This is a genomic window from Mycobacterium sp. E2479 (assembly GCF_001667925.1).
In the GTDB taxonomy this organism is placed as follows: domain Bacteria; phylum Actinomycetota; class Actinomycetes; order Mycobacteriales; family Mycobacteriaceae; genus Mycobacterium.
In genome coordinates this window covers 91,210-114,672 of sequence record NZ_LZJR01000071.1, presented here as the reverse complement: position 1 = coordinate 114,672, position 23,463 = coordinate 91,210, and the positions used below count along the sequence as shown (strand labels likewise).

At 64.9% G+C, this 23,463-nt stretch carries 1 pseudogene; it reads left to right on the top strand.

Annotated elements, in window-relative coordinates:
• The first annotated feature begins 10 nt into the window (after positions 1-10).
• A pseudogene (locus tag A5686_RS28400) lies at positions 11-23,458 on the top strand (non-ribosomal peptide synthase/polyketide synthase).
• Positions 23,459-23,463 lie beyond the last annotated feature (5 nt).

The window sequence follows — 23,463 nt, the reverse complement described above, 5'->3', positions numbered from 1 at the left end:
GGGGAGTCGTATGGGACCTGATGACCAGTCACTTCCGCTGACAAGGGGTCAGCTGGACATCTGGCTTGCCGAGGAGACAGGTCGCTTCGGCGCCAGGTGGCAACTGGGTGTGTTTGTGCGGATCGCGGGTCCGATCGACACCGATTTGTTTGAGTCGGCGATTCGTCGTGTGGTGCGTGAGGCCGAGCCACTGCGAGCCGCCTTTTTCCAGGTCGATGGCCAGGTTATTCAGACGATCGTTCCTGACCCGCACGTTGAGCTCGCACGCTATGACCTCATGGGATCGCCGAATCCCGAACAGGACGCTTATCGGCTCGCATCGTCGATTCAGCGAACGGCGATGCCGCTCAGTGGCCCGCTGTTTAAATTCGCCTTATTGCAGACACGCGTAGATGAATTTTATTTCTTTGTGTGCTGCCATCACATAGTCACCGATGGAATTGGCCTCGCTCTAGTCCTCCACCGAATAGCTACCACCTATAGCGCTATTGCTTCTGGTGAGGCTATTGCTCCCACTTACTTCGGGTCGCTGCGTGATCTGATTGATTGCGAGTTGGAATACGAAGCGTCCCCCGATTACCTTGACGATCAGGAGTACTGGACCAGGAACCTGCCGCGGCAAGGTGAACCGCGCTATCGGCTCGCGGACACCGCGAATGGAAATCAGGGCGATGGATCGTCCGTGCCTGTTCAGTTGGACTCCCTCGCCGTCGCCGGGATCGACAAGTTGGCGAAGACGCTTGGCATGCGTCGATCGTCGGTGATCACGGCGGCGTGCGCGTTGCTGGTCGGTGGGTGTGACGTCGAGAGTTCGGAAGTCGTATTCGATTTTCCGGTGAGCAGGCGTGTGCGTCAGGAGTCAAAGACGGTGCCCGGGATGACTTCCGGGGTGGTGCCATTGGTGTTGAAAGCGGCGCCGGGTTCGACGGTCGCCAGCTTTTGTGAGCACGTCGACACGCGAATCCGGGAAGCGTTGCAACATCAGCGATTCCCGGTGCACTCTCTCGAGAATTCGGCCCATTTGCGCGGCTCCGGCGAGGGGCCGGACCGGGTCGCGGTCAACTTCATTCCCACAACGCACCTGGCGGATCTTGCTGGTTCTGCGGTGACGGCGACCCTCACCCATGATGGTCTCGGGGATCAGTTCAGGCTAACTTTCTTCCGCGACGATGATCACCTGTTCCTCAGCACTCCTGGTGCGGGGCAATTGCTTCCGAACTGCGATTTGCGCGATCTGGCGAAGCGGTTGGAGCGGGTGTTCGTGGCGATGGCTGCTGACGCGGGTCGGCTGCTGTCGTCAGTGGATCTGGTCGACGAGGTCGAACGGGCTCGCTTGGGCGCGTGGGGTAACGAGGCGGTCTTGACCGAGCCGGCGGTACCCGCGGTGTCGATTCCCGCGGTGTTCGGCGCGCAGGTGGCCCACGCGCCCGACGCGGTGGCGTTGGTCTGTGGGCAGCGATCATGGACCTACCACGAACTCGATGAAGCGGCTAATCGATTGGCCCATCTGCTCACCGCTCAGGGAGCAGGTCCGGGGCAGTGCGTGGCGTTGCTGTTTTTCCGCTCGGCCGAGGCAATCATCGCGATGTTGGCGGTGCTGAAGACAGGGGCGGCGTACCTGCCGATTGATCCGGCGCATCCGAGGTCCCGGGTGGAGTTCATGCTCGGCGACGCTGCACCGATCGCCGCGGTCACCACCACAGAGCTGGCCGATCGACTGAATGGGTGTGACCTCGCGGTCATCGATGTCAACGAAACCGCCGCGGACACCCACCCCTTGACCGCGTTGCCTGGGCCGACCGCGGATGATCTTGCCTACATCATCTTCACCTCGGGCACCACGGGTGTGCCCAAAGGGGTGGCCATTACTCATCGCAACGTCACCCAGTTGGCCTTCTCGCTCGATGACGCGGGCCTGCCGCCCGGGCCCGAGCGGGTGTGGTCGCAGTGGCATTCGTATAGCTTCGACATTTCGGGCTGGGAGATCTTCGGCGCGCTCCTGCGCGGCGGGCGGCTGGTGGTGGTACCTGAGGCGGTGGCCGCCTCGCCGGAGGATTTTCACGACTTGCTGGTGGCTGAGCGGGTCAACGTACTTAGCCAAACCCCGTCAGCGGTCGGGGCGCTGTCGCCCGAGGGTTTGGAGTCGGTGGCCCTGCTGGTCGGCGGCGAGGCGTGCCCTGCCGAGGTGATGGATCGGTGGGCGCCGCGGCGGGTGATGATCAATGAATATGGCCCGACCGAGACGACGATGTGGGTGGCTATCAGTGCGCCCTTGACACCCGGGTCGGGCGTGGTGCCGATCGGGTCCCCGTTGCCGACGGCGGCGTTGTTTGTGCTAGATGGGTGGCTGCGGCCGGTGCCGACCGGGGTCGTCGGCGAACTCTACGTTGCCGGTGCCGGGGTGGGCTGTGGCTACTGGCGTCGGGGCGGGTTGACCGCATCGCGGTTTGTCGCAAGCCCTTTCGGTGGCTCAGGTGCGCGGATGTATCGCACGGGAGATCTGGTGTGTTGGCGCCCCGACGGGCAGCTGCAATACCTCGGGCGCGCCGACGAGCAGGTCAAGATTCGTGGACATCGCATCGAGCTCGGTGAGGTGCAGGCAGCTCTTGCCGCGGTGGAGGGGGTCCAGCAGGCGGTGGTGATCGCCCGCGAGGACCGTCCCGGCGACAAGCGCCTGGTGGGCTACCTCACCGGCGCAGCGGACCCTGGTGCGGCGCGCGCCGTATTGGCTCAACGGCTGCCCGCGTATATGGTCCCGGCGGCTCTAGTCGCGGTGGAATCGCTGCCATTGACCGTCAACGGCAAACTCGATAAACGGGCGTTGCCCGCGCCCGAGTACCAAGACACCGGTGGGTACCGCGCTCCCGACAACCACACCGAAGAGATTCTGGCCGCTGTCTACGCTCAGACACTCGGTGTCGAGCGCATCGGCGTTGACGACTCGTTCTTCGACCTGGGTGGGGATTCGCTGCTGGCGATGAAGGTAGTGGCCCGGGCCCGTGCCGCTGGCGTCTTGTGCCGGCCGCGAGACATCTTCGTGGAGCAGACGGTGGCCCGGCTAGCTCGAGTTGCCGTGGTGGCCGTGGGCAGCGAGGACGGCGTAGCGGATGACGGCGTAGGCCCGGTATTGGCCACCCCGATCATGCGCTGGTTGCAGGACATTGATGGTCCAGTCGAGCAGTTCAATCAGACGATGGTGGTGCAGGCTCCCGCGCGAGTCACCGAAACCGACGTAGTGGTGGTGTTGCAAGCCCTGCTGGATAGCCATCCGATGTTGCGGCTGCGTGTCGACGACGATGGTTCCGGCGGCTGGTCTTTACAGGTGCCTGAGCCTGGGTCCGTGGATGCCGGCGAATGCGTGCAATCGGTGGATGTGCTGTCCCACGAGGCTATGGTGAAGGCGCGGTCGCGGCTGAATCCAGCCGCCGGGGCGATGCTCAGTGCGGTGTGGGAAGCGTCAACAGGTCAGTTGGCATTGATCATTCACCATCTCGCGGTCGACGCGGTGTCTTGGCGGATACTGCTGGAGGATCTCAATACCGCATGGGCGCAGCTTCACGGCGGCCAGCCGGTGGCGTTGCCGGCCGGAGGCACGTCGTTTGCGCGGTGGGCGTCGGTGCTGGTTGAGTATGCCGGCGCCGCGGAGGTATTGAATCAGGCCGAGGCGTGGCGTGAGGTGGCGGCCGTTTCAGCGGCGTTGCCGGCAGTGCAGCCTGGGGTGGATACGTTTGCCACCGCAGGCCACCTATCGATGGAGCTGGACGTTGACACGACCCGGACGTTGCTCGCCGAGGTGCCTGCGGCATTTCGCGCCGAGGTGGACGAAATTTTGTTGATCGCGTTCGGGTTGGCGTTGACGGAATTTTTGGGCACCCATGGCGCCCCTGTGGGCATCGACGTCGAGGGGCACGGGCGACATGGAGAGCTGGCCGCCGACGTTGACCTTTCCCGCACTGTGGGGTGGTTCACGGCGAAATACCCGGTGTCGTTGACGATCGGTGAGGTGAGCTGGGCGCAGGTGCGAGCCGGCGAAAACGCCCTCGGAGAGGCGATCAAAGCCGCCAAAGAACAGCTGCGCGCCCTCCCTGATCCGCTGACTTACGGCGTGCTGCGCTATCTGAATGCCGATGTTGACCTGACCGGGTTCGATTCTCCGATTGGGTTCAACTATTTGGGACGGCTGGGCGGGCCTGCTTTATCTTCGTCATCAGGCGATGTGTGGCGCATCAGCGAAGAAGGTTTGTCGTTGACCGCCGCATCCGCCGGGGTGCCGATGCCACTGCTGCACACTGTGGAGCTCAACGCGGGCACCGTGGACACCGATACCGGCCCGCATCTGCACGCCAGCTGGACCTGGGCGTCCTCGGCGCTGGAACGCGCGCAGGTCAGCCGGCTAAGCCGTTTGTGGTTCGACGCCTTGACCGGCATTTGTGCGCATGTCCGGCGGGGCGGGGGCGGGTTGACGCCCTCGGATATCGCTCTTGCCGGTCTCAGCCAGCAGCAGATCGACGAGCTCCAGCGACAATATGCGGATTGCTGACGTCCTGCCGCTGACACCGCTGCAGGAGGGGCTGCTTTTTCACACCAGCACAGCGGTGGGCAGCGACGACCTTTACGCGGTGCAGCTGGATATCACGGTGGTCGGGCCGCTTGATCGGCAACGCCTGTGCGACGCGGTGCACGTAATGCTGAACCGGCATCCCAATTTGATGGCCCGCTTCTCCGACCAGTTCGACAAGCCGATGCAGATCATTCCGGCGGACCCCGCAGTGCCCTGGCGGTATGTCGAACTGTCGGGCGACATCAACGTTGATGTCGAAGACCAGGCTCAGAAAGTCTGCCTTGCAGAGCGCGCCGCCGTCTGCGACCTCGCCAACCAGCCCGCCTTCCGGGCGGCCCTGATACGCGTCGCCGAAGATCGGCATCGGATTGTGTTGACAATCCACCACATCGTGGTGGACGGCTGGTCCCTCCCGATCCTGGTCGGGGAAATATTCGCGAGCTACTACGGGCAGTTTCTCCCCGCGGCGACCCCTTATCGAAGTTTTGTCAGCTGGCTGGCCGATCGGGACCTCGAGGCCGCCCGGGCAGCCTGGCATCAGGTTCTCGCAGGGTTCGAGCACCCGACGTTGGTCGGCCCGCCCGACCGATTGAAGGTTGGCGAGCGAGACGTCGCGTCGTTTCGGCTTTCCGCGGACACCACCCGGGCGCTCGGCGAACTCGCGCGCTCTTGCCATACCACGGTCAACACCGTGTTACAGGGCGCTTGGTCGCAGTTGCTGTGCTTGCTGACCGGCCAGGGAGATGTGGTGTTCGGCGTCACGGTCTCAGGTCGGCCTGCCGAGGTCGTCGGCGTGGACTCGATGGTGGGGTTGTTGATCAACACCGTCCCCGCACGGGCTCGCATCACGCCGACAACCACCACGGCGGACCTGCTCGATCAACTGCAAAGCGATCACCTCAACACGCTGGAGCACCAGCATTTGGCGCTGCGCGAGATTCACCGCATCACCGGCCACGACCAGTTGTTCGACACGCTGTTCGCATTCGAGAACTATCCGATCGACACCACCGCGTTGTCGGGCGCCGACGGGTTGGCCATCACCGAGTTCAGCAATCGCGAATACAACCACTATCCGCTGGCGATCCAAGTCCTGCCAGGGGCCGAGTTAGGCCTGCGGCTCGAATTCGACACAAATGTGTTTGACGCGGCCAGCATTGAGGTGTTGATCGAGCGGTTGCAGCGGATATTAGCTGCGATGGCCACCGATCCGGGTCGGCGGCTTTCATCGCTGGATGTGCTGGATGCCGGTGAGCTTGTCCGATTGGAGGGCTGGGGCAACCGGGCGGCGCTGAGGCGGCGCGCGGTGTCGGAGGTTTCGATTCCGGCGTTGTTTGCTGCGCAGGTGGCGCGGGCTCCGGAGGCGGTGGCGGTTAGTTTTGAGGGCCGATCGCTGACATACCGCGAGCTGGATGAGGCCGCGAACCGGTTGGCGCACCTGTTGGCCGGTCATGGTGCGGGGCCGGGTCAGCGGGTGGCGTTGTTGTTGTCACGGTCGGCCGAGTCGATCATGGCGATCCTGGCCGTGCTCAAGACCGGGGCGGCGTACGTGCCGATCGACCCGGCGGTGCCGCCGGCGCGGGCTGAGTTCGTGCTCGGTGATGCGAAGCCGATCGCTGCGGTCACGAGCAATGCACTTCTCGACCGGCTGGATGGGCATGACGTGCTGGTCATCGACGTCGACGATCCACGCATCGAGACGCAACCGAGCACCGCGCTGCCGGCGCCGGCCGCCGATGACGTCGCCTACCTGATCTACACCTCGGGCACCACCGGTGTGCCCAAGGGCGTGGCGATCAACCACCACAATGTCATCCAACTGCTGGACGCGGCGGGCAAAGATATGGAGCTCGCCGGTCAGGTGTGGTCCCAGTGGCATTCTCTGGCCTTCGACGTCTCGGTGTGGGAGATGTGGGGCGCGCTGCTGCATGGTGGGCGGCTGGTGGTAGTGCCTGAGTCGTTGGCGCGCTCGCCGGAGGAATTCCATGCGTTGCTGGTGCGTGAACAGGTCAGCGTGCTCAGCCAAACGCCCTCGGCGTTTTATGCGCTGCAATCCGTCGACGCTCAATCACGGGAACCCGAGCGAGGGCTCGCGCTGCAGAGTGTGGTATTCGCCGGTGAAGCGCTCGACCCCCAACGTGTTGGGAAGTGGCTGCAGCAACACCCGGGATTACCGCGACTGATCAATATGTACGGCACCACCGAGACGACGGTGCATGCCTCGTTTCGCGAGATCGTCGACAGCGACACCGTGAAAAGTGCGAGCCCGGTCGGGGCGCCGTTGGCGCACCTTTCCTTCTTCGTGCTGGACGGCTGGCTGCGTCCGGTGCCGCCCGGTGTGGTCGGCGAGTTGTATGTGGCCGGTTCGGGGGCGGGGTACGGCTACGTGCGCCGGGCCGGTTTGACGGCATCGCGGTTTGTGGCGTGTCCGTTCGGCGGCGCCGAGGCGCCCGGAGCACGGATGTATCGCACCGGGGATCTGGTGCGGTGGAGCGCTGACGGACAGCTGGAGTATCTGGGCCGCGCCGATGACCAGGTCAAGATCCGCGGCTATCGCATCGAGCTCGGTGAAGTCCAAGCCGCACTGTCCGGTTTGGACGGGGTGCAGCAGGCGGTAGTGATCGCGCGCGAGGATCGCCCCGGCGACAAACGTCTGGTGGGTTATGTGACCGGGACTATCGACCCAAGCACCGCGCGGACCGCACTGGCTCAGCAGCTGCCGCCGTATATGGTGCCCAGCGCGGTGGTCGTGTTGGAAGCCTTGCCCTTGACCGTCAACGGCAAGCTTGACAAGCGAAGCCTTCCGGCGCCGGAGTACCAGGATGGGGCTGGCTATCGGGCTCCGAGCACCCCCACCGAAGAGATCGTGGCCAGCATTTATGCGCAGGTGCTCGGTTTGGAGCGGGTGGGCGTCGAGGAGTCCTTCTTCGACCTCGGTGGAGATTCGTTGTTGGCGATGCGGGCGGTCGCCTCGATCAACAAGTCGCTGCGCGCCGGGGTTTCGGTCCGTGCTTTGTTCGAGGCGCCGACGGTCGCTCAATTGGTGCCCCATATCGGCGGAGGCGGGAACGGGCTGGAGCCGTTGGTGGCCGGCGAGCGGCCGGCGGTGGTTCCGCTGTCGTTTGCCCAATCCAGGTTGTGGTTCTTGGATCAGTTGCAGGGGCCGTCGGCCGTTTACAACATGGCGATGGCATTGCGGCTCGATGGGCCCTTGAATCCTGAGGCGTTGGGCTCGGCACTGGCCGATGTGGTGGCCCGCCATGAAAGTCTGCGGACGCTGTTTGTGGCGGCAGACGGCATCGCCCAGCAGGTCATACTGCCGGCTGAGCGGAGCGATTTCGGTTGGCAGGTCATTGATGCCAGCGGCTGGTCTACAGACCGGCTACGCGAGGCCGTCGGCGCCGTGGCCCGCCACAAGTTTGACTTGGCGACCGAAATCCCTTTGCAGGCAAGGCTTTTCCGAGTTGCCGACGACGAGCATGTGCTGGCGGCCGCGGTGCACCACATCGCCGCTGACGGCTGGTCGGTGGCCCCGCTGGTACGCCAGCTTGGTGTGGCGTATGCCAGCCGCAGCGTCGGGCAGGCTCCTGATTGGTCGCCATTGCCGGTCCAGTACGTCGACTACACGCTGTGGCAACGCGCGCAGCTAGGTGAGCTAGAAGACGTGGACAGCCGCGTCAGCATCCAGCTGGCCTACTGGAAAGACGCCCTGGCCGGAATGCCAGAACAGCTGCAGCTTCCCACCGACCGGCCCTACCCCCCGGTTGGGGGTTACAACGGCGCCACAGTGGCGGTGAACTGGCCCGCCGAGCTGCAATCGAGGGTGCGGGAATTGGCGCGTGAGCACAACGCGACCAGCTTCATGGTGGTCCAGGCCGGCCTGGCGGTGTTGCTGTCCACGCTCGCCGCCAGCACCGATGTAGCGGTCGGATTTCCCATTGCGGGACGCCGCGATGCCGCACTGGATGAGCTGGTCGGGTCTTTCGTCAACACCTTGGTCCTGCGGGTTGACCTGGCCGGTGATCCCACTGTTGCCGACTTGCTGGCCCAGGTGCGAGGGCGCAGTCTCGCCGCCTATGAGCATCAAGATGTGCCCTTCGAGGTGCTGGTGGAGCGCCTCAACCCGGCCCGGAGCCGCGCCCATCACCCACTGGTCCAGGTGTTGTTGGCCTGGCAGAACCAGCAGCCCGCGAAATTGAAACTGGGCGATTTGCAGGTCACTCCGCTGCCGGCGGAGACCCGCACTGCTCGCATGGATCTCGCGTTTTCGCTCGCCGAACGGTGGACCGATGCGGGTGAGCCGGCCGGGATCGGCGGGGAGGTGGAGTTCCGCACCGATATTTTCGATGCAGCGAGCATCGAGAGGCTGATCGAGCGGTTGCGGCGGGTGCTCGTCGCACTGACCACCGACTCGAAACGGCGATTGTCCTCGATCGATCTGCTCGATTTTGCCGAAGAGGCTCAGCTGTTTGACCTAGGCAATCGGGACGCGTTAGACCGGCCGGCAACGTCGCCGGTGTCGATCCCGGGGGCGTTTGCCGCGCAGGTTGCGCGCACCCCGGATGCGGTGGCGCTCACGTTCGACGGCCGCTCCATGACCTATCGCGAGCTCGATGAGGCCGCTAACCGGTTGGCGCATTTGCTGGCGGCTCAGGGTGCTGGACCCGATGAGTCGGTGGCCCTGCTGTTTTCCCGGTCGGCCGAGGCGATCGTTTCCATTGCCGCGGTGCTCAAGACCGGGGCGGCCTATGTGCCGATCGACCCTGGGCATCCCGACGAGCGGATCAGTTTCATGCTGGCCGATGCTGGCCCTGTCGTCGCCGTTACCGGCGCCGACCTACGCTCCCGGCTCGAGCGGCACGGGCTGCCGGTCATCGATGTGAACGACCCCGTCGTCGATGCTCAACCCAGCACGGCGTTGCCCGAGCCCGCTGTGGATGACATCGCCTACGTTATTTACACCTCGGGTACTACCGGCCTGCCCAAAGGGGTGGCCGTCACCCATGGCAACGTGACCCAGCTCCTGACTGAGACGGACGCTTATGTGCCGCCGGGGACCTGGACCCAGTGCAATTCCTATGGTTTTGACACCTCGGTCTGGGAGGTGTGGGGTCCGCTACTGCACGGCGGGCGGGTGCTGGTGGTGCCAGAATCGGTGGCGGCGGCCCCCGAAGACTTCCACTCCTTGTTGGTCGAGGAACGAACCAGTTTTCTTGCGTGGACCCCGTCTGCGGTGGCGACGTTGTCGCCGCAGGGTTTGGATCAGATGACATTGGCTGTCGCCGGTGAGGCGTGTCCGGCCGAGGTGGTGGACCGCTGGGCTCCGGGACGGGTGATGCTCAATGCCTACGGTCCTACCGAGACGACGATGGTTTTGACGTTCAGTGCCCCGTTGAGGGCGGGGTCGGGAGTGCCGCCGATTGGTTCGCCGGTGCCCGGGGCGGCCTTGTTTGTTTTGGACCAATGGTTGCGTCCGGTGCCCGTCGGTGTGGTCGGTGAGTTGTATGCGGCAGGTCGCGGCGTGAGCTATGGCTATGTGCGTCGGGCGGGGTTGACGGCGTCGCGGTTTGTGGCATGTCCGTTCGGCGGCGTCGGTGTGCGGATGTATCGCACCGGGGACTTGGTGCGCTGGAGCGCAGACGGGCAGTTGCAGTATCTGGGTCGCGCCGATGAGCAGGTCAAGATCCGCGGGTATCGCATCGAGCTTGGTGATGTGCGGACGGCGCTGGCCGGGCTGGACGGGGTGGATGACGCGGCGGTGATTGCGCGCGAGGACCGTCCCGGCGACAAGCGTCTGGTGGGTTACATCACCGGGACCGCGGACCCGAGCATGCTGCGCGAACAACTTTCGGATCGGTTACCGCCGTATATGGTGCCCGCCGCGGTGTTGACGATCGACGCTTTGCCGTTGACCGCCAATGGCAAACTCGACGTCCGTGCCTTGCCGGCGCCTGACTATCAGGACGGCCAGCACTACCGCGCGCCATCCGGCGCAGTCGAAGAAATTCTGGCCGGCATTTATGCCCAAGTGTTGGGGCTCGATCGGGTGGGCGTCGACGACTCATTCTTTGATCTGGGTGGGGACTCGCTGTCGGCCATGCGGGTCATCGCCGCAGCCAACAAGGCCTTGCGCGCCGGCCTGGCGGTACGCACCCTGTTCGAGGCGCCCACGGTCGCCCAATTGGCGCTCCGCGTCGGTGCTGGTGGTGGTGGGCTGGAGCCGTTGGTGGCCGGCGAGCGGCCGGCGGTAATTCCGCTGTCGTTTGCCCAGAACCGGTTGTGGTTCCTGGATCAGCTGCATGGCCCGTCACCGGTCTACAACATGGCGGTGGCGTTGCGGCTGCGCGGACCGCTGGACGCCGAGGCGTTGGGTTCAGCGCTGGCCGATGTGGTGGATCGACACGAGAGCCTGCGCACCCTGTTCGCCGCCTTGGAGGGAACGGCTCAGCAGGTAGTCATTCCGACTGACCGGGCCGATTTCGGTTGGCAGGTTGTGGATGCCGTCGGTTGGTCGGTTGACCGGTTGGAGGAGGCGATCGGCGCCGCGGCGCGTTATGCGTTCGATCTGGCCAGTGAGATCCCATTGCAAGCGCAGCTTTTCAGGCTTGCCGAGGACGAACACGTGCTGGTGGCAGTGGTGCACCACATCGCTGCCGATGGCGCCTCGGTAGGCCCGCTGATGCGGGATTTGGGCGTGGCGTATGCCGGCCGGTCGGTGGGGCAGGCTCCTGATTGGGCGCCGTTGGCGGTGCAGTATGTCGACTACACGCTGTGGCAGCGCGCGCAGTTCGGCGAGCTCGACGACAGCGACAGCCGTATCGCTGGGCAGTTGGCCTATTGGGAAGATGTGTTGGCCGGGATGCCCGAGCGGGTGCAGTTGCCGACCGATCGGCCCTATCCGCCGGTGGCGGATTATCGCGGCGCCACGGTGGCCGTGGAGTGGCCGGCTGAGTTGCAGGCTCGCGTGCGTCAGGTGGCCGGTGAGCACAATGCGACCAGTTTCATGGTGGTGCAGGCCGCGTTGGCGGTGTTGTTGTCGAAGCTCAGTAGCAGCGTTGATGTGGCGGTTGGATTCCCGATAGCTGGGCGGCGTGATCCTGCGCTGGATGAGTTGGTGGGATTTTTCGTCAACACGTTGGTGTTGCGGGTGGATTTGGCCGCCGATCCGACCGTTGCGGACTTGCTGGCTCAGGTGCGTCAGCGCAGTCTGGCTGCCTACGAGCATCAGGATGTGCCGTTTGAGGTGCTGGTGGAGCGGCTTAATCCGGCGCGGTCGTTGACGCATCATCCGTTGGTTCAGGTGATGTTGGCGTGGCAGAACTGGCAGGACGCCGATGCCGCCGGGACGATGTTGGGCGACATGCAAGTCACGCCGATGCGGGCCGATACCCACACTGCGCGTATGGATTTGACGTGGTCGTTGGCTGAGCGTTGGACCGATGCCGGTGAGCCCGCCGGGATTGGTGGGGAGGTGGAGTTTCGCACCGATGTGTTCGATGCGGCCACCATTGAGGTGTTGATCGAGCGGTTGCAGCGGCTGGTGCTGGCGATGACCGTCGATCCGGCGCGGCGGCTGTCCTCGGTCGATGTGTTGGGCGCTGGTGAACTTGCCCAGTTGGAGGGTTGGGGGAATCGGGCGGCGTTGGCTCATCCCGCGCCCTTGGGGCTGTCGATTCCGGCGGTGTTCGCCGCGCAGGTGGCCCGGGCGCCGGATGCGGTGGCGCTGACGTTCGACGGCGGCTCGATGAGTTATCGCGAGCTCGATGCGGCCGCCAACCGGTTGGCGCATCTGTTGGCCGGCCATGGTGCGGGACCGGGTCAGCGGGTGGCGTTGCTGTTGTCTCGCTCGACCGAGGCGATCGTGGCCATCCTCGCGGTGCTCAAGACCGGGGCGGCGTACGTGCCGATCGACCCGGCGGTACCGGCAGCGCGGGCTGAGTTCGTGCTCGGTGATGCGAAGCCGATCGCTGCGGTCACCACCAGTGCACTGGTCGACCGGCTGAATAGTCATGGCCTCCTGGTCATCGATGTCGACGACCCGCGGATCGAAAGCCAACCCAGCATTGCCTCGCCCGGACCGGCCGCCGACGATGTTGCCTACCTGATCTACACCTCGGGCACCACCGGCATCCCCAAGGGCGTCGCGATCACCCACCACAACGTGATCCAGCTGTTGGAGTCCATGGACGACAGCCTGGAGCTAGCCGGGCAGGTATGGTCCCAGTGGCATTCCCTGGCCTTCGACGTCTCGGTGTGTGAGATCTGGGGCGCGCTGCTGCATGGTGGGCGACTGGTGATAGTGCCCGAGTCGTTGGCTCGCTCGTCCGAAGATTTCCACGCGCTGCTGGTACGTGAACAGGTCAGCATGTTGAGCCAGACCCCCTCGGCGTTCTATGCGCTGCAAGCCGCCGACGTGCACGCACCTGAGTTGGGGGATCAGCTCAAGCTCGAGACCGTGATATTCGCTGGTGAAGCCCTGGAACCACAACGCCTTGCGCCGTGGCTGGACCGCCACCCGGGAGTACCCCGGTTGATCAATATGTACGGCACCACCGAGACGACGGTGCACGCCTCGTTTCGCGAGATCGTCGACAGCGACACCGTTAAGAGTGCGAGCCCGGTCGGGGCGCCGTTGGCGCACCTTTCCTTCTTCGTGCTGGACCGCTGGCTGCGTCCGGTACCGCCCGGTGTGGTCGGCGAGTTGTATGTGGCCGGTTCGGGGGCGGGGTACGGCTACGTGCGCCGGGCCGGTTTGACGGCATCGCGGTTTGTGGCGTGTCCGTTCGGCGGCCCCGGGGTGCCCGGAGCACGGATGTATCGCACCGGGGATCTCGTGTCATGGGGCCCCGACGGGCAGTTGCAGTACGTTGGGCGTTCCGATGACCAGGTTAAGATCCGCGGCTATCGCATCGAGCTCGGTGAAGTCCAAGCCGCGCTGACCGATTTGGACGGGGTGCAGCAGGCGGTAGTCATCGCGCGCGAGGATCGACCCGGCGACAAGCGGCTGGTGGGCTACGTCACCGGTACAGCAGACCCCGCCGGGCTACGGGTGCAGCTGGCGGAGCGGCTTCCGGCCTACATGGTCCCGGCCGCGATAGTCGCGGTCGACGCAATACCGCTGACGGTCAACGGCAAGCTCGACAAGCGGGCCCTGCCGGAACCGGAATATCAAGATGCGGGAGGTTATCGGGCCCCCGCCAGCGCTGTCGAGGACATTCTTGCGGGTATCTTTGCTCAGGTGCTCGGGTTGGAGCGCGTCGGCGTCGACGAATCGTTCTTCGACCTGGGTGGTGATTCGTTGTTGGCGATGCGGGTGATCGCCTCGGTGAACCAGTCGTTGGATGCCGGCGTCTCGGTGCGCGCGTTGTTCGAGGCGCCCACGGTCGCCCAGCTGGCACCCCGTATTGGTAGCGATGACGATGGGCTGGAGCCGTTGGTAGCCGGTGAGCGGCCCGCGGTGGTGCCGCTGTCGTTTGCCCAATCCCGGTTGTGGTTCCTGGAGCAGTTGCAGGGGCCGTCGCCGATCTACAACATGGCGGTGGCGTTGCGGCTCGGTGGGCGATTGGAAGCCGAGGCGTTGGGTGAGGCACTGGCCGACGTGGTGGGCCGTCACGAGAGTCTGCGGACGCTGTTTGTGGCGGCCGACGGGATCCCTCAGCAGGTGATACTGCCGGTTGAGCGGATCGATTTCGGTTGGCAGATCATAGATGCCAGCGAATGGTCGGCGGCGCGGCTTGAGGAGGCCGTCGGCGCGGCAGCCCGTCACACCTTTGATCTGACGACCGAAATCCCGTTGCGGGCAACCCTTTTCCGGGTCACCGACGATGAACATGTGCTGGTGGCCGTGCTGCACCATATCGCCTCCGACGGGTGGTCGGTGAACGTGCTGGTGCGTGATCTGGGTGTGGCCTACGCCGATCGGTGTGTGGATAGGGCTCCTGATTGGTCGCCGTTGCCGGTTCAGTACGTCGATTACACGCTGTGGCAGCGCGCGCGGCTGGGCGATCTGGCCGATAGGAACAGTCGCATCGCCGCACAGCTGAGCTACTGGCAGGATGCCCTGGCCGGGATGCCCGAGCAGCTGCAGCTACCCACCGATCGGCCCTACCCGGCGGTCGCCGATCAGCGGGGCGCCACTGTGCTCGTGGACTGGCCCGCCGACCTGCAGGCGCGGGTGCGCAGGGTGGCCCGAGAGCATAAGGCGACCAGTTTCATGGTTGTCCAGGCGGCCTTGGCGGTGCTGCTGTCCAGGATGAGCGGGAGTAGCGATGTGGCGATAGGTTTCCCCATCGCCGGACGCCCCGATCCCGCCCTCAACGAACTGGTCGGGTTCTTCGTCAATACCTTGGTGCTGCGGGTTGACGTCGCCGGTGACCCCACTGTCGCCGAGTTGCTCGACCAGGTGCGAGAGCGCAGCCTGGCCGCCTACGAGCATCAGGATGTGCCTTTCGATGTGCTTGTTGAGCGGCTCAATCCGTCGCGAAACCTCGCCCATCACCCGTTGGTACAAGTGGCGTTGACTTGGCAGAATCTCGTCGGGCAGGACAATAACCTCGCCGCCGCATTGACCCTGGGTGATCTGCGGGTCACCCATATGCCCCTCGAAACCCACACCGCCCGTATGGATCTGGTTTTCTCGCTCATTGAGCGCTGGACCGATGCTGGTGAGCCCGCCGGGATCGGCGGGGAAGTGGAATTTCGGACCGACATCTTCGACACGGAAACCGTGGAGGCGCTGACCGAGCGGTTGCGCCGGGTAGTGGTGGCAATTACGGCCGATCTGGAAGAGGAGTCGTGACCGGCCGTCCGAAGCAGCGATTGTCGTCAATCGATCTGCTCGACGAAGATGAGCAAGCTCAGTTGGCCCGGTGGGGCAACCGCTCGGTGCTCAGCCAACCCCCGACCGCCGCGTCGTCTATCCCGGAAATGTTTGCCGCACATGTGGACAGCGCCCCGGAGTCAGTCGCGCTGTCATTCCAGGGTGGGTCCATGACCTACCGCGAGCTTGACGAGGCCACTAACCGGTTGGCACATCTGCTGCTGGGTTTCGGCGTGGGTCCGGGACAGAATGTGGCGCTGCTGTTTTCCCGGTCGGCTGAAGCGGTCGTTTCGATTCTGGCGGTTTTGAAGACCGGCGCGGCGTATGTGCCCATTGACCCGATGGTGCCGGCGGCACGGGTTGAGTTCGTCATTCAAGACGCTGCTCCGATCGCCGCCATCACCACGACCGACCTACGGTCACGGCTGGACGGATTCGGCCTGCCGGTCATCGACATAAACGACGCACCGGCCGATCTTCAACCCAGCACCGCATTACCGGCGCCGGCGCCAGACGACATCGCTTACCTGATCTACACCTCGGGTACTACCGGTATCCCGAAAGGCGTCGCCATCACCCACCAGAACGTGACCAGCCTGCTGAGTTCTCTGGACGCGGGCCTGCCGGCGCAGGGGGTTTGGCCGTTGTGTCATTCGCTGGCGTTCGATGTTTCGGCGTGGGAGATATTGGGTGCGTTACTGCGCGGCGGGCGCTCAGTGGTGGTGCCTGAGTCTGTAGTGAGTTCACCGGAAGACTTTCAGGAGTTGTTGGCTGCGGAGCAGGTCAGCGTGTTCACGCAGACTCCGTCGGCCGTAGGAACGCTCTCCCCGGAGAGATTGAAGTCAACGGCGTTGGTGATGGCCGGCGAGGCATGTCCGCCCGAGGTGGTGGAGCGGTGGGCGCCGGGACGGGTGCTGATCAACGCTTACGGCCCGACCGAGACCACGATGTGTGTGGCGATCAGCGCCCCGCTGACTCCGGGGCCGGGAGTGGTGCCGATCGGCTCGCCGGTACCCGGGGCCGCGTTGTTCGTGCTTGATGGGTCGCTGCGGCCGGCGCCGATCGGCGTTGTCGGGGAGCTCTATGTGGCCGGTGCCGGTGTCGGATGTGGTTATGTCGGCCGGTCGGCTCTGACGGCGTCCCGGTTTGTGGCGTGTCCGTTCGGCGGAGCGGCAGCGCCGGGTATACGCATGTATCGCACCGGGGATCGAGTGCGGTGGCGCTCTGATGGGCAATTGCAGTATCTCGGTCGTGTCGATGAGCAGGTCAAGATCCGCGGGTATCGCATCGAAGTCGGGGAAGTGCGCGCGGCGCTGGCCGGGCTGGACGGCGTGCGCCAGGCGGCGGTGATCGCACGCGAAGACCGCCCGGGTGACAAGCGCCTGGTCGGTTATGTCACTGGAACCGCAGATTCGGACGAGATTCGCGCTGCGCTGGCAGAGCGCCTGCCCGCCTACATGGTCCCGGCCGCGGTGATCGTGATCGACGCGTTGCCGTTGACTTCCAACGGCAAGCTCGATACACGCGCCCTGCCGGCACCGGCTTACCAGGACTCGGATCACTACCGCGCCCCATCCAGCCCCGTCGAGGACATCCTGGCCGGCATCTATGCCCAAGTGCTCGGACTCGAGCGGGTTGGCGCGGATGAATCGTTCTTCGATCTGGGTGGGGATTCGTTAACGGCGATGCGCGTCATCGCCGCGGTCAACACCGCTTTGGATTCCGAACTCGCGGTGCGCGCTTTGTTCGAGGCGCCCACGGTCGCACGGTTGGCGACCCGTATCGGTGCTGGTGGTGGGGGGTTGGAGCCGTTGGTGGCCGGTGAGCGGCCGGCGGTGGTTCCACTCTCCTTTGCCCAGAACCGGTTGTGGTTCCTGGATCAGCTGCATGGGCCGTCACCGGTCTACAACATGGCGGTGGCGTTGCGGCTGCGCGGATCGCTGGACGACGAGGCGTTGGGTGCGGCACTGGCTGACGTGGTGGACCGCCATGAAAGCCTGCGCACCCTGTTCGTCGCGCTCGATGGCATTCCCCAACAGCTGGTGGTTACGGACCCTGAGCGAATCGATTTCGGTTGGCAGGTTGTGGATGCCACCGGCTGGTCGGCCGCCCGGTTGGAGGGGGCGATCGGCGCCGCGGCGTGCTATGCGTTCGATCTGGCCAGTGAGATCCCATTGCGGGCGCAGCTTTTCCGGGTTGCCGAGGATGAGCATGTGCTGGTGACTGTGGTGCACCATATCGCTGCGGATGGGTTGTCGGTGACTCCGCTGGTGCGGGATTTGGGTGTGGCGTATGCCGGCCGGTCGATGGGGCAGGCTCCTGACTGGGCGCCGTTGGCGGTGCAGTATGTCGATTACACGCTGTGGCAGCGTGCGCAGTTCGGCGAGCTCGACGACAGCGGCAGCCGCATCGGCGCACAGCTGGCCTACTGGGAAGACGTGCTGGCTGGGATGCCCGAGCGGCTGCAGTTGCCTACCGATCGGCCGTATCCGCCGGTCGCCGACTACCGCGGGGTCACCATGGCGGTGGAGTGGCCCGCGGAATTGCAGCATTTGATCCGCCAGATGGCCGGTGAGCACAATGCGACCAGTTTCATGGTGGTGCAGGCCGCGTTGGCGGTGTTGTTGGCGAAACTCAGCGCGAGCGCTGACGTGGCGGTGGGTTTCCCGATCGCTGGGCGGCGTGATGCCGCGCTAGACGAGTTGGTGGGTTTTTTCGTCAATACCTTGGTGCTGCGGGTCGATGTTGCGGGGGATCCCCCCGTTGCTGAGGTGCTGGCTCAGGTGCGTCAGCGCAGTCTGGCTGCCTACGAGCATCAGGATGTGCCGTTTGAGGTGCTGGTGGAGCGCCTGAATCCGGCGCGATCGTTGACGCATCATCCGCTGGTTCAGGTGATGTTGGCCTGGCAGAACTGGCAGGACCGCGATCCGGCCGGCGGGGTGACCTTGGGAGATTTGGCGGTTACGCCGTTAGCGGCGGATACCCACACCGCGCGTATGGATTTGACGTTGTCGTTGGCCGAGCGTTGGACCGAGGCCGGTGATCCTGCCGGGATCAGCGGGCAGGTGGAGTTTCGCACCGACGTGTTCGATGCGGCCAGCATTGAGGTGTTGATCAAGCGGTTGCAGCGGGTTGTGCTGGCAATGACCGCCGACCCGACCCGGCGACTTTCGACGGTGGATGTGCTCGATGCCGGTGAGCTTGCCCAACTGGCAGGGTGGGGTAATCGGGCTGCGCTGGGCCGGCGCGCGGTTTCGGCGGTGTCGATTCCGGCGTTGTTTGCTGCGCAGGTCGCGCGGGCTCCAGAGGCGGTGGCGGTTAGTTTTGAGGGCCAGTCGCTGACATACCGCGAGCTGGATGAGGCCGCGAACCGGTTGGCGCACCTGTTAGCCGGTCATGGTGCCGGGCCGGGTCAGCGGGTGGCGTTGCTGTTTTCCCGGTCGGCCGAGGCGATCGTGGCGATCTTGGCGGTGCTCAAGACCGGAGCGGCCTACCTACCGATCGATGCGGCGATGCCGAACACCAGAGCCGAGTTCATGCTCGGAGATGCGAAGCCGGTCGTGGCGGTCACCACCAGCGGGTTGGCCGAGCGGCTGCACAAACATGACCTGCCGGTCATCGACGTTAATGACGCGCGGATCGATACCCAGCCCAGCACCGCGTTGCCGGCGCCGGCCGCCGATGATGTTGCCTACCTGATCTACACCTCGGGCACAACCGGCGTCCCCAAAGGGGTGGCGGTCACCCATCGGAACGTGACTCAACTATTGGAGTCGCTGAACGCTGACCTCGAATTGACCGGGCAGGTGTGGTCCCAGTGCCATTCATTGGCCTTCGATTTCTCGGTGTGGGAGATGTGGGGTGCGCTACTGCATGGTGGCCGGCTGGTGATAGTGCCCGAATCCGTCGTCCGGTCCTCGGAGGAGTTGCACGCGTTGCTGGTCCGTGAACAGGTCAGCGTGTTAAGCCAGACGCCTTCGGCGTTTTATGCGCTGCAAGCGGCCGACGCGCACGCACCGGAGTTGGGGGATCAGCTCAAGCTCGAGACGGTGGTATTCGGCGGTGAGGCGCTGGAACCCCCGCGGCTTGGGCCCTGGTTGGACCGCCATCCGGGATCGCCCCGCCTGATCAACATGTACGGCATAACCGAGACGACGGTGCATGCGTCATTTCGGGAGATCGTCGACACCGACGCGGCCAGCGCCGCCAGTCCTATCGGAATACCGCTGGCCCACCTCGGTTTTTTTGTGTTAGACGATTGGCTGCGACCGGTGCCGGCCGGTGTGGTCGGCGAGTTGTATGTTGCCGGCGCGGGGCTCGCCCAGGGGTACGTCGGCCGGGCGGGACTGACCGCGTCGCGATTCGTGGCGTGTCCGTTCGGCGGCGCGGGAGCGCCCGGAATCCGGATGTACCGCACCGGGGATGTCGTGTCGTGGGGGACCGACGGCCAGTTGCGATACCTGGGGCGTTCCGATGATCAGGTCAAGATCCGCGGCTATCGCATCGAGTTGGGTGACATAACGGCGGCAATGTCCGGGCTGGACGGCGTGCAGCAGGCGGTAGTCATCGCGCGCGAGGATCGACCCGGCGACAAGCGGCTGGTGGGCTACGCCACCGGTACCGTAGATCCCGCCGGGCTGCGCGCACAGCTGGCCGAGCGGCTCCCGGCGTACATGGTCCCGGCCGCGGTAGTCGCGGTCGACGCCCTACCTTTGACTTCGAACGGCAAACTGGATATCCGGGCCCTCCCAGAGCCGGAGTACCAAGATGGGGACCATTACCGGGCGCCGGCGACCGCCATAGAAGAAATCCTGGCCGACATCTACGCCGAAATCCTGGGGCTGGAACGGGTCGGCGTCGACGACTCGTTCTTCGGGCTGGGCGGAGACAGCATTTTGTCGATGCAGGTGGTGGCGCGGGCCCGGGCAGCCGGTGTGTTGTGCCGACCGCGCGACATTTTCGTCGAGCAGACCGTGGCTGGTCTGGCGCGGGTGGCCACGGTGGTCGACGACGTTGACAGGACGGTCGATGAGGGCCTCGGGCCCGTGATAGCCACCCCGATCATGCACTGGCTGCAGCGACTGGACGGCGCTGTCGATCAGTTCAACCAGACCGTGGTGGTGCAGGCTCCATCGCGTGTGACCGAAGCCGACGTGTTGGTGGTGTTGCAGGCCTTGCTCGATAGGCACGCCATGTTGCGGCTGCGTGTCGACGACGGCGCAGGCGTATGGTCGCAAAAGGTGCCCGACCCCAGTTCGGTCGATGCCCGTAGGTGCCTGCAATCAGTGGACGAGTTGTCGGAGGAGGCGTTGCTCGCGGCGCGCTCCCGGTTGGACCCCGGAGCCGGAGCGATGCTCAGCGCGCTATGGGCGACGCGCACCGGCCAGCTGGCGTTGATCATTCACCATTTGGCCGTCGATGGGGTGTCGTGGCGGATATTGCTGGAGGACCTCAATATCGCTTGGGCACAGCATCACAGCGGGCAGCCGATAGATCTCCCGGCGACCGGGACGTCGTTTGCCCGGTGGTCGGCAATGCTCGCCGCGCACTCGCGCCACCCTCGCACAGTCGACGCGGCCGGGGCGTGGCAGCAAGTATTGGCGACCCCGGCCGCGTTGCCGTCTTCCCAACCTACGGTCGATACCTTCGTCACCGCTGGACACCTATCGATGGAACTCGATGTACAGACTTCCGGCATGCTGCTTGGCGAAGTGCCCAAGGCATTTCATGCCGGGGTGCAAGACATTTTGTTGATTGCGTTCGCGTTGGCATTGGCGGAGTTTGTGGGAACCCGAGCCGCGCCGATCGGCATCGACGTGGAAGGCCACGGTCGTCACGAAGAACTGATGCCGGATGTGGACCTGTCGCGGACCGTCGGGTGGTTCACGGCCATCTACCCGGTGTCCCTCGCAGTCGACGACTTGTCGTGGGCGCAGGTGGTGGCGGGCGAGGCTGCACTGGGAGCGGTGATCAAGAGTGCCAAGGAACAGTTGCGCGCCCTCCCCGACCCCCTGAGCTACGGGCTGCTGCGTTACCTGAACACCGATGTCGGCCTGGTCGGGTCCGACCCGCCGATCGGCTTCAATTATCTGGGGCGCCTAGGCGGTGCCGTGGGTGGGGATTCGACTGATCTGTGGCAAATCAGTCACGACGGTCTGTCATTGACTCGGGCGGCTGTGGCGGTGCCCATGGCGTTGCCGCACGCGCTGGAGCTCAATGCCGCCACCGAAGAAACCGACGTTGGCCCGCGCCTGCACGCGAATTGGACGTGGGCACCCTCCGCATTGGATCGCGAACAAATCAGCCGCCTCGGCCAGTTGTGGTTCGACGCTTTGACCGGTATCTGCGCCCATGTGAGCCGCGGCGGGGGCGGGCTGACACCTTCCGACATCCCGTCTGCCCGACTGACTCAGCAGCAGATCGACACGCTGCAGGCGCAATACCGTATCGCTGACGTTCTGCCCCTGACGCCGCTGCAACGCGGACTGCTCTTTCATGCCAGAGCGGCTCAGGACAGCGACGACGATGTGTACGCAGTGCAACTCGACGTCTCGGTGACCGGCCCGCTCGACCGCAGCCGGTTACGCCAGGCGGTACACGCGGTCGTCACCCGGCATCCGAACCTAGCGGCCCGATTCAGCGAACAGTTCGACCAACCCGTCCAGATCATCCCGGCTGATCCCGTCGTGCCGTGGCGCTACGTCGAGCTCGAGGGCGATGCCGACGTCGATGAGCACGTCCAGCGAGTGTGTGCGACCGAGCGCGCCGCGGTATGCGACTTGGCTGACCAGCCGGCCGTGCGCGCCGCTCTGGTCCGCACCGGGGCAGACCAACACCGGTTTGTGCTGACCAACCACCACATCGTGCTGGATGGCTGGTCGATGCCGATCCTGCTGGGAGAGATCTTCGCCAGCTATCACGGCCAGCGCCTACCGGCGCCGGTTGCGTTTAGCAGGTTTTGTACGTGGCTGGCCGATCGGGACAGTGCCGCCGCGCAGGAGGCCTGGCGTGAGGTCCTCGCCGGTTTCAAGGAACCCACACTTGTGGGCCCGCCCGATCGATTGGGTTTGGGACCGCGAGGCGTTGCGTCGTTCAAGGTCCCCGAGGAGACCACGCAGGCGCTCAACGAGCTCGCGCGTTCGCACCACACAACTGTCGGCTCGTTGCTGCAAGGCGCGTGGGCGCAGCTGCTGATGTGGATGACCGGCCAGCGCGACGTGGTGTTCGGCACGGTGGTTTCGGGTCGTCCGGCGGAAGTGGCCGGCGCGGAGTCGATAGTGGGCCTGTTGGTCAACACGGTGCCGGTGCGGGTCCACATCACGGCGGAGACCACCACCGCAAACCTGCTGGATCAGCTGCAGAGCGCGCACAACAACACCCTCGATCACCAGCACCTGGGGCTTAGCGACATTCACCGGATCACCGGTCACCAACAACTCTTCGACACCGTTTTCGTGTACGAGAACTACCCGAACGCCACCACGGCATCATGGGGCGAGCAGCAGTTGACCGTCGCCGATTTCCGCGATTACTATCACTATCCGCTGACGGTCCAGGCCGGCCCGGGCCGCGAACTGGACCTGCGCGTTCAATTCCGCAGCGACGTGTTCGGCATTGCCGGCATCGAGGCGCTAATCGAACGACTGCAGCGAATTCTGGTGGCCATGGCCTCCGATCCGGTGCGGCCGTTGGTGTCGACGGGTCTACTGGAGGACGGCCGGGGCCACCATGTAGCGGGTGCCCGGTCGGCGAGCGCGACGGTGGCCGAACCCGACAGGCGCGACAACGGTGATGGTCATCGCGCGCCGGCGACCGTGGTCGAGCAGATGCTGGCCGACATTTACACCGCGGTGCTGCGGGTAGACGGCTTCGGGGCCGACGAGTCGTTCTTCGACCTGGGTGGTGATTCGCTGTCGGCTTTGAAGGTGGTTGCTGCAATCAACGCGGTATTCGACGGCGGCGTTTCGCTGCGTACCTTGTTCGAGGCGCCGTCGGTGCGAGCTTTGAGCCGGCGCTTGGGCAGTCATGCCGGTTCGGTAAACGAAGTCCGCGACGGTAGCCATACTGGCGACCGCTAAGACGT